Annotated in this window: 13 protein-coding genes; 9 read left to right on the top strand and 4 right to left on the bottom strand. The window is 71.0% G+C overall.

Annotated features, from left to right (window positions below):
* Positions 1-156 precede the first annotated feature (156 nt).
* The 3 genes from ACWEOW_RS09495 (at position 157) to ACWEOW_RS09505 (ending at position 2,314) form a co-directional block, all read left to right on the top strand.
* Positions 157-1,161: a mechanosensitive ion channel family protein gene (locus ACWEOW_RS09495; protein ID WP_452268945.1), complete on the top strand. Its 1,005-nt coding sequence runs from the start codon at positions 157-159 to the stop codon at positions 1,159-1,161.
* 23 nt (positions 1,162-1,184) lie between these two features.
* Positions 1,185-1,571: a globin gene (locus ACWEOW_RS09500; protein WP_452268946.1), complete on the top strand. Its 387-nt coding sequence runs from the start codon at positions 1,185-1,187 to the stop codon at positions 1,569-1,571.
* Between the two features lie 122 nt (positions 1,572-1,693).
* Positions 1,694-2,314, top strand: coding sequence for a phage protease (locus ACWEOW_RS09505; protein ID WP_452268947.1), 621 nt, complete (start codon positions 1,694-1,696; stop codon positions 2,312-2,314).
* Here ACWEOW_RS09505 and ACWEOW_RS09510 read toward each other — a convergent pair.
* Entirely contained in the window at positions 2,286-3,479 is a 1,194-nt protein-coding gene (locus ACWEOW_RS09510; protein ID WP_452268948.1) for an FAD-dependent oxidoreductase, read from the bottom strand. The genes ACWEOW_RS09505 and ACWEOW_RS09510 overlap by 29 nt on opposite strands.
* Before the next feature lie 55 nt (positions 3,480-3,534).
* Here ACWEOW_RS09510 and ACWEOW_RS09515 point away from each other — a divergent pair, with 55 nt between their 5' ends.
* The gene (locus ACWEOW_RS09515) at positions 3,535-4,014 is read left to right on the top strand and encodes a MarR family winged helix-turn-helix transcriptional regulator (protein WP_452268949.1); all 480 of its coding nucleotides are present in this window, start codon (positions 3,535-3,537) and stop codon (positions 4,012-4,014) included.
* 6 nt (positions 4,015-4,020) lie between these two features.
* On the opposite strand, the gene ACWEOW_RS09520 is transcribed toward ACWEOW_RS09515, so the two are convergent.
* The gene (locus ACWEOW_RS09520) at positions 4,021-4,869 is read right to left on the bottom strand and encodes an LLM class flavin-dependent oxidoreductase (RefSeq protein WP_452268950.1); all 849 of its coding nucleotides are present in this window, start codon (positions 4,867-4,869) and stop codon (positions 4,021-4,023) included.
* A 100-nt stretch (positions 4,870-4,969) separates the two neighbouring features.
* Here ACWEOW_RS09520 and ACWEOW_RS09525 point away from each other — a divergent pair, with 100 nt between their 5' ends.
* Positions 4,970-6,790: a glycoside hydrolase family 13 protein gene (locus tag ACWEOW_RS09525; RefSeq protein ID WP_452268951.1), complete on the top strand. Its 1,821-nt coding sequence runs from the start codon at positions 4,970-4,972 to the stop codon at positions 6,788-6,790.
* 113 nt (positions 6,791-6,903) lie between these two features.
* Positions 6,904-7,692: a glycerophosphodiester phosphodiesterase gene (locus tag ACWEOW_RS09530; protein WP_452268952.1), complete on the top strand. Its 789-nt coding sequence runs from the start codon at positions 6,904-6,906 to the stop codon at positions 7,690-7,692.
* A 9-nt stretch (positions 7,693-7,701) separates the two neighbouring features.
* Here ACWEOW_RS09530 and ACWEOW_RS09535 read toward each other — a convergent pair whose 3' ends face one another.
* Both ACWEOW_RS09535 and ACWEOW_RS09540 read right to left on the bottom strand, forming a co-directional pair.
* Positions 7,702-8,328: a hypothetical protein gene (locus ACWEOW_RS09535; protein WP_452268953.1), complete on the bottom strand. Its 627-nt coding sequence runs from the start codon at positions 8,326-8,328 to the stop codon at positions 7,702-7,704.
* An 8-nt stretch (positions 8,329-8,336) separates the two neighbouring features.
* Complete coding sequence (locus ACWEOW_RS09540; protein ID WP_452268954.1) at positions 8,337-8,801, bottom strand: acyl-CoA thioesterase; 465 nt, start codon at positions 8,799-8,801, stop codon at positions 8,337-8,339.
* A gap of 111 nt (positions 8,802-8,912) precedes the next feature.
* Between ACWEOW_RS09540 and ACWEOW_RS09545 the strand changes: the two genes are divergently transcribed.
* The 3 genes from ACWEOW_RS09545 to ACWEOW_RS09555 are packed head-to-tail and all read left to right on the top strand — an operon-like array spanning position 8,913 to position 12,810.
* Positions 8,913-11,042 carry a RecQ family ATP-dependent DNA helicase gene (locus ACWEOW_RS09545; RefSeq protein ID WP_452268955.1) on the top strand — a complete coding sequence of 710 codons (2,130 nt, stop codon included), beginning with the start codon at positions 8,913-8,915 and terminating at the stop codon, positions 11,040-11,042.
* 51 nt (positions 11,043-11,093) lie between these two features.
* On the top strand, positions 11,094-12,050 hold the full coding sequence (locus ACWEOW_RS09550) for an acyl-CoA thioesterase (RefSeq protein WP_452268956.1): 957 nt from the start codon (positions 11,094-11,096) through the stop codon (positions 12,048-12,050).
* Between the two features lie 7 nt (positions 12,051-12,057).
* Positions 12,058-12,810 carry a hypothetical protein gene (locus ACWEOW_RS09555; RefSeq protein WP_452268957.1) on the top strand — a complete coding sequence of 251 codons (753 nt, stop codon included), beginning with the start codon at positions 12,058-12,060 and terminating at the stop codon, positions 12,808-12,810.
* The last annotated feature ends 42 nt before the right edge of the window (positions 12,811-12,852 follow it).

Raw genomic sequence — 12,852 nt, forward strand, 5'->3', positions numbered from 1 at the left:
GTCACCCTCGACGGTGGCCCGGCGCGGCGGCATACACCGGGCACACGGCATACCCCGGCGCACGGCGCACCGGGCGGAACGCAAGGCCCCGCCGGCGTGGCCCCGACCTCGACACGTGACCCGACCTCGCCACGACACCGAAACGACTGAGACGCTGTGACTGACACCTTCACGATGCTTGCGCCCACCGTCCAGACCCACGACCCGTCCGTGGACTGGCCTGTCCATTTGGGAAAGGAGGGACAGTTGGTGCTCTCGATGCCCAGCGTCACGTGGGACCAGGTCTACAACTGGGTGATCGGCACACCCGTCCTGATCCTGATCACCGTCGTGGCCGGAATCATCGCGCGGTGGCTGCTCATCCGGGTCATCAACCGCGTCGTCGCCTCGACGACGGCCCGCGCCAACGAGCGGCTGGCCAAGCTGCCGGGGGCGAGCCGCGCCCTCCAGGCCGTCGGGGTCGCCGGTGAGCGCACCATCCAGCGCACCGAGACGATGGGCGCCCTGCTCAAGAGCATCACGACGTTCCTCGTCTACACCATCGTCGGGCTCACGGTCATGTCCTTGCTCGGCATCCCTCTCGGCCCGCTGCTCGCGTCGGCGAGCATCGGTGGTGTCGCTCTCGCCTTCGGCGCGCAGAGCCTCGTCAAGGACTTCCTGTCCGGCGTCTTCATGATCATCGAGGACCAGTACGGCGTCGGCGACGTCATCGACACCGGTGAGGTCATCGGCACCGTCGAGAACGTCTCGCTGCGGATCACGCAGCTGCGCGACGGGAGCGGGATGACGTGGTATGTGCGCAACGGGGAGATCCTGCGCATCGGCAACCGGACCCAGGGCTGGTCGACAGCGACCGTCGACATCCAGATCGCCTACGACGAGGACGTCGAACGGTCGCTGCAGGTCATCCGCGAGGTCGTCTCGACGATGGACGAGGAGGACCAGTGGAAGGCCGTGCTGCTCGAGGAGCCCAACGTCACCGGGGTCGAGTCGATGGGCAACGGCGCAATCACGATCAGAGTCCTGGCCAAGACGATCGCCAACGAGCAGTTCGGGCTGCAGCGCGAGATCCGCGAGCGCGTGAAGCGTGCGTTCGACAAGGAGGGCATCCGCAGCCCGGTCGCCGTGATGCCGCCGTTCGGGGGCGGCGCACCGGTGTGAGCGCCGGCTGAGAGACTGCACCCGTGACGTACTACGACGACTTCGGCGGCCACGAGACGTTCGCCAAGCTCGTCCGCGAGTTCTACCGCGGGGTTGCCGAGGACGAGGCGCTGCGCGCGCTGTACCCGGAGGACGACCTCGGTCCCGCGGAGAACCGGCTGCGGATGTTCTTCGAGCAGTACTGGGGCGGGCCCACGACCTACTCCGAGCAGCGCGGACACCCACGGCTGCGGATGCGGCACATGCCGTTCGCGGTCACGCCCGACATGCGCGACCGCTGGCTGCTGCACATGATGAGCGCCGTCGACACGCTCGAGCTGGCGCCGGAGCACGACGACCTGCTGCGCGACTACCTCACGCGTGCGGCATACAGCCTGGTGAACACGGCCGGGCCTGACGGCACTTTCTGACGCGGACCCCCAGGACTCACAGCAAGTCACAGGCGAAAGCCGGCGCGGGCGGGACACTCGAGGTGTTTGCTGGTGCTGAGGACCTGGGCGGACGCGCCCGAGGGCTGATGGAGGGACGCCAGATGGTCTCGATCAACAAGAAGACTGCCAGCGTCGTCGTTGTGGGCGCGGCCGCTGCGGCCATCGGCCTCGGGGTTTCCGCAGCGGCCCGCGCAGACACGACACCGACGCCGAGCCCCACCAGCTCGCCGAGCACTCCGAGCCCAGGCGCGACGAAACCGGGACCCGGCCCCGGCGACCACGGGCACGGAAAGGGCTGGGGCCCGGGCGGCCGCTTCGGCGGTGTCGGCGGCGTCGCCAAGGGCGCGGACCTCTCGGCGCTCGCGAGCAAGCTCGGGGTCGACGAGTCGAAGCTGCGCGACGCGCTCAAGGCGGTTCGCGACGACCTCAAGGACCAGTTCAAGGCCGCGCGGAAGTCCGCTGCGCCCGGCGCGAAGCCCAACGTGAGCGCCCTGCAGGACCAGTTCGCGCAGCTGCTCGCCAAGGAGCTCGGGCTCGACGTGAACAAGGTCAAGACGGCCCTGGCCGAGGTGCGGGCAGCCGCTGCGGCAGACCGCCAGAAGGCCTTCGACGACCGGCTCGACCAGGCCGTCAAGGACGGGAAGCTGACCCGGGCCGAGGCGGACGCCGTCAAGAAGGCGGCCAAGGAGGGCATCATCGGGATGGGGCGCGGACCTCGCTGACGCGGTAGCCGCTGATCCACGCGCTGGACTTCTCGGTGACGACGTAACGGAAGACCAGCCGCATCATCGCGTCGCGGAACAGGCGACCGATGCGGCCCGGGATCTTCGAGCTGCTGCTGCGCGCACCCACCCTGACGATCTTCTCCACGCGCGTCCTCCGGGCGGCGTCGTATGCGGTGAACGCCTCCTCGATCGTGGCCGCGTCGCGCAGGCAGGTCGCGAGCACCACGGCGTCCTCGATCGCCATCGAGGCACCCTGGCCGGAGCTCGGCGACGGCGCATGGGCGGCGTCGCCGACCACCACCATGCGCTCCCGGTGCCAGTGCTTCACGTGCCCGAGGTCGTGGGTGTTGTCGGCCCAGAGCTCCAGCCGCCCGGTGCGGATCAGCTCCGCCGCCGGGCCGGCGTCGGGCGCCATGCATCTCTCGAGCCGGTCCTTCCACTCCGTCACCGAGGTCCTCTCCCGCTCCTGCCGGCTGATCGCATCGCGGGGCAGGTTGACGAACCAGACGACATCTCCCGACGGCGTCGGGTGCGCTCCGAAGAAGGCTTCGGAGCCGAAGACGAAGTGCCACTGTCGTGCCGGAAGGCTGGCAGCGAGCGGGGACGCCTGCGTGATCCCGCCGAAGTTGGTGAGCCCGACGTAGCGGGCCGGCACCGCTTTCGGGTCGATGGTGCGTCGAACGAGGGAGTGGACGCCATCGGCGCCGACGAGCAGGTCGCCCTCCACGGTCGAGCCGTCGGCGAGCGCCACCGTCACGCCGTCCGTCCGGCTCTCGATGTCGACGACGCGGCTGGAGTACCTGACCTCGATCCCCCGTCGTTCCGCCTCGTCGGAGAGCGCGAGTCCGAGGCGCGAACGCTTCATGGTCAGTGCGACAGTCCCGTCGGGCAGCGGCGAGCCGAGTGACATCGAGCCGAGCACCGAGCCGGTGGCGCCCACCATGACGTTCCGCTCGGACGGGAAGCCCACCTCGGTGGCGATGGTGCGCGCCCCGATGACCTCGAGGGCATGCAGCCCGTTGGGCGCGATGGTGAAGTACGACCCGACCTCACCGTCCGACTTCGGCCAGGCCTCGAGGACGACCGCCTCGATCCCGACCAGCCGCAGGGCCAGTGCGGTGGCTGGCCCCGCGATGCCGCCTCCCACGATCACAGCCTTCATCCTGATAGCCTTTCCTACGAGATTCATATAGTTCGATATTCGAAAGGCTAAGGGTATGCCGCCCTCCCGTCAACCCGGCAGAGCCGACCTCGTGCGCGCGCTGGGCGAGGCGATGCAGCAGTACCAGCGGTCCGTCCAGGCCTTCGACGATGCCGTCGGACGGCGCCTGGGACTGGGGCCGGCCGACCTTCGCTGCCTCGACTGGCTGGCCGACGGCCCCAAGACCGCGGGCGTGCTGAGCCGAGCCACGGGACTGCGACCTGCGGCGACGACGGCCCTCATCGACCGCCTGGAGAGCCGGGGTCTCGTGCGTCGCCGGCGACCGGAGACCGACCGCCGCACCGTTCTCGTCGAGATGACCGAGCTCGGTCACGCCCGCACCTGGGAGGTCTACGGACCCCTCGTCGCAGCGGGTCAACCGATGCTCGACGAGCTGAGCGTCGACCAGCTCGAGTTCATGCTGGACTACCTCGTGCGGATCCGTAACCTCACGGACGAGCACCGCGACAGGCTGACCGGCGGTGGAGACAGCTGATAACGCTCAGGCCGCTGGTGGGCCCGCGTCGACCCGTCGGCGCAGCTCGGCCAGCCCGTCCTCACCTTCCGGCACGTCCCACCAGCTCTCGATCCACCAAGTGGCCCCCGCATCCTCCCAAGCCGCGGGCTCGGCCGGCTCGAGCGTCGTGAAGCTGCCCCACGAGTCAGCCTCGATGACGACGTCATAGCCGTCCCACGGCAGGCCCAGATCCGCCCGGATCCGGCGCACCGGCTCGACGACAGCACGGAACGCATCGAGCGTCTTCGGCCCTTCGTCCAGCGGATGGATGGCCGGGATCAGCCCCTGCCATCGGGCAGCGCGCTCGAGCGATGGCTGGCGCTCCCGTCCCCGAGTCGGTGCGCCGACGACCCAGACGGGCGGGTGCGGGCGTTGCGGTGTCGGGGGCGGCTTCGGGAAGTCGTAGGGCGCCGCCTGGTAGTACTCCCCGGCATACGTCAGCTCCTCACCGCTGAGCAGGCCCGCATAGATGTCGAGGCACTCGTCGAGGCGCTTGACGCGCACGGCGCGCCCCTCGTCGGGCTCGAAGGCGGTCCACCCTGGATGCAGCGCCCCCAGCCCGACCGAGAGGATGGCGCGCCCGCCGCTGATCCGGTCGACGGAACCGACGTCGGAGGCGAGATCCCAGGGGCGGTGACGCGCCGCCGGGGTCAGGAGCGTGCCCAGCCGGATCGTGTCCGTGACCGCGGCCGTGGCACCGAGCAGGACCCAGGCGTCGATGCCGTAGAGGGCCTCCCAGGTGAAGACGCCGTGCCACCCGCGGGCCTCGCCGAGCCGGGCGAGGTCGATGAACTCAGCCTCTGTCGTGAACGGCACCACGAACCCATATCTCATGCGCACAGGCCTACCAGGAGGCGCCGACACCGCGTCTTGCTCTGCAAGATCTTTCATTTCTGTTTTGGTTTTTGCGGTTGATGCGGAACGATGGTGGCTTGTGACTCGATCCGCTGCTGCGACCCTGTCCGTGCCGTCGTCCCGCGCGCTGTCGACCGGCACCCATCAGGCCCCGTCCGTGCACGAGGCCGATGCCGCGGTGCACGCCGCCGACCGCCCCGACTCGGCGTGGTGGCGGCACGCCGTCATATACCAGATCTACCCGCGGTCGTGGTCCGACGGCAACGGTGACGGCATCGGCGACCTCCCCGGCATCACGGCCCGGCTCGACTACCTGCGCGCGCTCGGCGTCGACGCGATCTGGCTCTCGCCCTTCTACACCTCGCCCCAGGCCGACGCGGGCTACGACGTCGCCGACTACCGCGACGTCGACCCGATCTTCGGCACGCTCGCCGACGCCGACGCGCTGCTCGCCCGCGCCCACGAGCTCGGCCTGCGCGTCATCGTCGACATGGTCCCCAACCACTCGTCCGATGAGCACCCGTGGTTCCGGGCCGCGCTCGCGGCGGGGCCGGGAAGTGCCGAGCGAGAGCGCTACATGTTCCGTGAGGGACGTGGCGAGCGCGGCGAGCTGCCCCCGAACAACTGGGAGTCCGTCTTCGGCGGACCGGCCTGGACCCGCGTCACCGAGGCGGACGGTCAGCCCGGCCAGTGGTACCTGCACCTGTTCGACCCGAAGCAGCCCGACTTCAACTGGGAGCACCCGCAGGTGCGTGCCGAGTTCGAGGACATCCTGCGCTTCTGGCTGGACCGCGGCGTCGACGGCTTCCGTGTCGACGTCGCCCACGGCCTGATCAAGGAGCAGGGCCTTCCCGACACCGAGGAGGAGCGCACCACGATGCTCGGCCACGCCGAGCCCGACACCGACGGGGACGGCACGGCCGTGGAGGGCCCGCGGATCGACCACACCAAGCGAGCGCCGCAGTGGGACCAGGATGCTGTGCACGAGGTCTACCGCGCGTGGCGCCGGGTCCTCGACTCCTACGGCGCGCCCGAGCGCATCCTGTGCGCAGAGGCGTGGGTCGAGCCGCAGGAACGCGCGGTCCGCTACGTCCGGCCGGACGAGATGCACCAGGCCTTCAACTTCGACTTCCTCACGGCTCCGTGGGTCGCCACCGACCTGCGCCGCGTCATCACCTCCTCGCTCGAGGCCGCCGACTCGGTCGGAGCACCCTCCACCTGGGTGCTGTCGAACCACGACGTCGTGCGGCACGCGTCGCGCCTCGGATTCGCCCCCGGCACGCCCCGCATGAACGGCATCGCGGCCACCGACCCTCAGCCTGACCAGGTCGTCGGGCTCCGCCGCGCCCGCGCCGCGACGACGCTCATGCTCGCGCTCCCCGGTGGCGCCTACGTCTATCAGGGCGAGGAGCTTGGCCTGCCGGACTCGACGGACATGCCGGCGCAGTTCCGGCACGACCCGACCTTCGCGCGCACGCACGGTGAGGAGATCGGTCGCGACGGCTGCCGCGTCCCGATCCCCTGGCGCGCCGACGCGCCGTCGCTCGGCTTCGGCCCGAGCGACCGCACCTGGCTCCCCCAGCCGGCGACGTACGGCTCGTACGCCGTCGACCAGGAGGAGGGCGTCGCCGGCTCGACGCTGGAGCTGTACCGCTCGCTGCTCGCGACGCGCCGCGCGCTGGCGCTCGGCATCGGCTCGCTCACATGGGTCGAGGGGTATGCCGCCGACGTCGTCGCGCTGACCAACGGCTCGTCAGAGCGTGGCCGGGTCCTCGTGGTGGCCAACCTCGGGGCAGAGCCGGTCGCGCTCCCCGCCGGCGCCGAGGTGATCCTGTCGTCCGCGCCGCTGGAGGACGGGCTCGTCCCGACCGACACGACGGTCTGGGCGCTCTGGTCCTGACCCTGTCGCAGTTTGTCGTCGACCGATCTGCGCGTCGGCGACGAGCCTCGCAGGGTCTCTCACGTCGTGAGGCGCTGCGTCTGCCTGCCACGACCACGCTCTAGGGTCGTCTCATGTCGACGCGGGCGTTCCTGGCACAGACTCCGGTGGCACTGGCCCACCGTGGGGGTGCGCTCTATGGGCCCAACCTCGGGCTCGAGAACACCATGACCGCCTTCGGCAACGCCGTTGCGATGGGCTACACCCACCTCGAGACCGATGTGCACGTCACCCGTGACGGGATGCTCGTCGCCTTCCACGACAACCGCCTCGACCGGGTCAGTGACCGCAGCGGGCTGATCAGGGAGCTGACCTGGGGACAGGTGCGTGAGGCGACCCTGGGCGACTCCGAGCGCGTGCCGCTCCTCACGGACGTCCTCGAGGCCTGGCCCGGGATCAACCTCAACGTCGACCTCAAGGCCGCCGGGACCGGCGCGCCGTTGTGGGCGCTGATCGAGGAGCGCGGGCTGTACGACAGCGTGTGCGTCGGGTCGTTCTCGCAGCGGCGCATCTCCGAGTTCCGCCGACTGGCGCGGGGTCGGGTCGCGACGTCGGCGGCTCCGCCCGGCGTGGCGCTGGCGCGGTACGGGCCGCGGCTGCTGACACGCGTGCTGAGGAGTCCGGCAGACGTGTTCCAGGTGCCGGCCTCGATCCAGCTGCGGGGACGCGAGGTGACCGTGGTGACCCCACGGCTGATCGAGACCGCGCACGAGCACGGCAAGCAGGTACACGTCTGGACGATCGACGACGCGGCCGAGATGAACCACCTGCTCGACCTCGGTGTCGACGGGCTGGTCAGCGACCGGATCGATGTGCTGAAGCAGGTGCTGCTCGACCGCGGCACCTGGACGGGCACGGCCTGAGGGCTGCGCTCAGCGGACGAGCACGTGGCCCCGCGACGTCGACAGCCGGGTCCAGCGACCCTGCGCAGCGACAGCGGCCTGCTCCCCTGGCGCCAGGAAGCCGAGCACGTGCGCGCCGAAGGCGAGACCGCCTGCGACCGGCGGCGCCGAGTCGCTCATCCTGGCCCACACGCGGCGCCGCAGCGCGTCAACCGCATGACTCCCCGCGCCCTCTGGTGATCCTCCTGCGATTTCCTCGATCCCTTGTCGCGCAATGGACTCCACCGCTGCGGTCGGGAGCTTGCCGACGGGCTCCCAGCCGTCTCGAGGCGGGGTGAGCGCCGTCCACGCCACGCGCACCGTCACGGGCGGGACGCTGAGGGTCGACCCGGCGCCGGGCCGTGCGAGGCGGTCCGCGACCGATGCGAACGACACCGTCGCATCGAGCGGTGTCGCGTCGGCGACCCGAACGACGCGCATGCCGAGCACCGTCCCCTCTCCCATCAGTCCACTGCCCTCGATCACGGCCACGGTGGCGACGAGCAGGTCCCCCATGACGTGCAGACGCACGGCGCCGTCCGGGTTGGCCCGGCGGGCCCGACCGAGGTAGGTCCCGAGGTCGGCGAGTCCCCGGGGGTCACCGAAGTCGATCTGCATGGCCGCTCTCACCGTCGACGGCGCCGGAAGGGCGCCGGGTCGCCCACGTGTGGCTGGAGGGAGGCTCGCTCCTCGGGCCGGATGCGCCGGGGTGAGGCCGTGGTGAAGTCGTAGAGAGCGAGCTCGGTCTCGGCCACGGCATAGATGCTGCGCGAGGTGGCCTCGCCGACGCCATGGGGGTCGGTCACGATGTACGCCACGTCGAAGCCGGCGCCTCCGATACGGGAGACCCACATCTGGATCTCGACCGGCTCGTGGCGGAAGCCCAGCGGGGCGCGGTACTCGATCTCGTGCCGCGACACGAGCACCCCCTCGTCGAGCAGCGACCGATCCTGGTTGAACCAGTCGCGGAACCCGATGACGCGGGCGTCCTCGAGCAGGCGCAGGAACTGCACGTTGTTGATGTGGGCGTAGGCGTCCATGTCGGACCACCGGAGGGACACCTGCGCGGCGTACGGCGTGCGGTCACTCATGGCAGCCATCCTTGCAGCCCCGTCCACACCCCCTTGTCGTCGCCCACGCCCGTCCACAGCTCCGGCGTATGCCGTCCGGCCCAGTCGGTGCGGCCCCGTAGTTTGGGTGGCATGTCGAGCTCACCCGCCGCCCCACCGACCACCGACCTGCAGCAGCGCGCCCTCGGAGCGCTGCAGCGGCTGGTCGGCCGCGACGACGTCGAGTTCCGAGAAGGACAGCTCGAGGCGATCGGCGAGCTGGTCGAGGGCCGGCGCCGGGTGCTGGTGGTCCAGCGCACCGGCTGGGGCAAGTCCGCGGTCTACTTCGTGGCGACCGCCCTGCGCCGGGCCGACGGCGCCGGCCCCACCGTGATCGTCAGCCCGCTGCTCGCACTCATGCGCGACCAGATCGCCGCCGCCGACCGCGCCGGCATCCGCGCGGTCACGCTCAACTCGACCAACGCGGACGCGTGGGGGACGGTGTCCGAGGCCATCGCGCGCGACGAGGTCGACGTGCTGCTCGTGAGTCCCGAGCGCCTGAACAACCCGCGCTTTCGCGACGAGCAGCTCCCCTCGCTCGCGCGGTCGTGCGGTCTGCTCGTCGTGGACGAGGCGCACTGCATCAGCGACTGGGGTCACGACTTCCGCCCCGACTACCGCCGCATCCGCGACCTTCTCGTGACCCTCCCGGAGCACACCCCCGTCCTCGCGACGACGGCCACCGCCAACGCCCGCGTCGTCACCGACGTCGTCGAGCAGCTCGGGACCGGCGGGCATCAGGTCCTCACGCTCCGGGGTCCCCTGGCCCGGGAGTCCCTGCGCCTCGGCGTGCTGCCGCTCGCAGCCCCTGAGCAACGGCTCGCCTGGCTCATCGCGCACCTGGGCGAGCTGCCCGGCTCCGGGATCGTCTACACGCTGACCGTCGCGGCGGCCGAGGACGTCGCGGTCGCCCTGCGGGAGGCCGGCCACGACGTCGCCGCATACACGGGTCGTACAGAGCCCGCCGAGCGCATCCGCCTCGAGGAGGCGCTGCGCGACAACCAGGTCAAGGCACTGGTGGCGACCTCCGCGCTCGGCATGGGCTTCGACAAGCCGGACCTCGGGTTCGTCCTGCACCTCGGTGCGCCGGCATCTCCGGTCGCGTACTACCAGCAGGTCGGCCGGGCCGGCCGGGCCACCGAGCGTGCCGAGGTCCTGCTCTTTCCGGGGCCCGAGGACAAGGACATCTGGCGCTACTTCGCCTCGGCCTCGATGCCCCGGCAGGACCAGGCAGACGCCGTGCTGCGTGCCCTCGCCTCGAGCGACCGACCGATGTCGACGGTCGCGCTCGAGACGGTCGTCGACGTCCGCCGCACGCGCCTCGAGCTGCTGCTCAAGGTGCTCGACGTCGACGGAGCGGTCCAGCGGGTGTCCGGCGGCTGGGCAGCGACGGGCGAGCCCTGGACATACGACGCCGAGCGGTATGAGCGGGTCAGCGAGGCACGCGAGCGGGAGCAGCAGCTCATGGTCGACTACGAACGCACCGACTCGTGCCGCATGGCCTTCCTCCAGGGATGTCTCGACGACGACACCGCCGCTCGGTGTGGGCGCTGCGACAGCTGCGCGGGCGCCTGGTTCGACACCACCATCCCCGAGGCCGCCGTGAACACCGCGCGGACCAGGCTCGAACGGCCCGGCGTCGTGCTCGAGCCGAGGGCCCAGTGGCCGAGCGGGATGGACCGGCTCGGGGTGCCGCTCAAGGGCAAGATCTCGCCTGCGGTCGCGATGGACGAGGGCCGGGCAGTCGCCCGGCTCAGCGACCTCGGATGGGGGCAGCGGCTCCGCGACCTGCTTAAAGGCGGCGACCGGGCCGTGCCCCCAGAGGTTGTCCGGGCGTCGGTCGAGGTGCTCGCCGACTGGTCCTGGAGTGAGCGTCCGGCCGCCGTCGTGGCCGTGCCGTCCCGGCGTCGGCCCCAGCTGGTCGAGTCCCTGGCGACCTCGCTCGGCGAGCTCGGGCGGCTGCCCTACCTCGGCGCCCTGGACCTCGTGGACGGCGGGCCGGTTGGTGACCCAGGTGGCAACAGCGCCTTTCGGCTGGCCAACGTCTGGGGCCGCCTAGAGGTCGGCCCGGACCTCGCGTCGCGGCTCAGCGGCATCCCCGGCCCGGTGCTGCTGGTCGACGACGTGGCCGACTCACGGTGGACCCTCACGGTGACCGCAGGTCTCCTGCGTGAGGCCGGCGCCCCGGCGGTGCTGCCGTTCGTCCTGGCCGCCGATGCCTGACCGCGCCGCGTGGCACGGCAGGGTCGCGCCGGCGCTCGGTAGTGTCCTCTCGTGACCGACGAGCTGCCAGTCCTGTCTCCCATCGACGACCTCATCGACGTGTTGACGCTCAAGGACGTCGGGACGGCGCACATCGCCGTCACGGACGTGCGCGGTCGCGATGCCGCCGAGTCGATCGGGGCAACCTCGGCTCGGGTGTTCGAGGGCCGATCCCAGAAGATGCCCCACGGACGGGTCTTCGGTGGACAGGTGCTGGCGCAGTGCGTCATGGCCGCCGGGATCACCGTGCGCGACGTCAACGACGGCGACGGACCGCGGCCGATCCACTCCCTCCACGGGTACTTCATGCGGCCCGGCGACGACACCCTGCCCATCCGGTTCGCCGTCGAGGAGATGCGCGACGGCAACTCCTTCTCGACGCGGCGAGTGCATGCGGTCCAGAAGGGAGCGCCGATCATGTCGATGGTCTGCTCCTTCCAGGAGCGGGCCGGTGGCCTCGACCACCAGGAGCCGATGCCGGTGGTGCACGGCCCGGAGGGCCTGTCCTCACTGGCGGACGACTTCCGTGGGAACGACCACCCGGGCGCGCGCCACGTCGCCGAGTCGAGGCCGTTCGAGCTGCGCCCCGTCGAGAGCAACCTCTTCCTCGACGCCGGTGCGGAGCAGGTCGCCGCCAACCACGTGTGGATGCGCGCCATCGGGCACCTCCCCGACGACCCGCTGCTGCACTCCGCGGTCCTGGCCTACGCCAGCGACTACACGCTGCTCGAGCCGGTCCTTCGCCGGCACGGGCTGAGATGGACCGACCGCCGCCTTCGGGTGGCGAGCCTCGACCACTCGATGTGGTTCCATCGCGACGCCCGCGCAGACCAGTGGCTGCTCTATGCCCAGGAGTCGCCTTCGGCCCTGAGTGGGCGCGGCCTGGCCATCGGCCACATGTTCGCCGAGGACGGCACGCTGGTTGCCACCACGGCGCAGGAGGGCATGGTCCGGCTCAAGGAGTTCTGAGATCGCCGTGGAAGGCCGAGTCCTCGTCCTGCCGAGCCCGCTGCTCGGCCCTGCGGCATACGGCTCCTTCGTCGAGGCGCTCGCTCGCCACGGCGTCAGCGCCGAGCTCGCGTCGGCGTCGATCGCGTCGGCGTCGATCGCGACGGCCGCAGGCGAGGTGGGCAACGGTCCCGGGACCGGGCACGCGGACGCCGGAATGCCGGAGGCCGGGACGGCGGCCCATCGGCTCGTCGAGGCGTGGGCAGAGCACGCCACACGTCTCGGCGCGACCGGGCTCGTGGCGCACAGCAACGCGGGATACCTCGCTCCCTTGGTGCGGGCGCGTGTCGGAGGTGACCTCCCCGTCATCTTCATGGACGCCGCCCTGTTGCCACCCTCCACGCCGACCGCCCTTGCACCCCAACAGTTTCGGGCGTTCCTCGAGACCATCGCCGACGAGACGGGTCGCCTCCCTCGATGGACCCGCTGGTGGCCTCCGGACGAGCTCGCGGGCCTGGCCCCGGCCGCGCTGCTCGAGGCGGTCGACCGGGACTGCCCACAGCTCCCCCTGGCGTACTTCGACGTAGTGATCCGTCCTCCCGCTTGTTGGGTGGCGGCGCGCAACGGGTACGTCGCGTTCGGCGACACCTACGCGGAGGAAGCCACATTCGCCGAGTCCGCCGGCTGGCCGGTTGTTCGCCTGAAGGGTGAGCACCTCCATCACGCCGTTGCGGCGGACGACGTCGCGCGCGTCGTGCTCGACGAGATCACTGCCTTGTGACTCGCTTTCCTCACGCGCCAATGCGTCTGGACATGACCAGTC

It is taken from the genome of Monashia sp. NPDC004114, assembly GCF_053603855.1.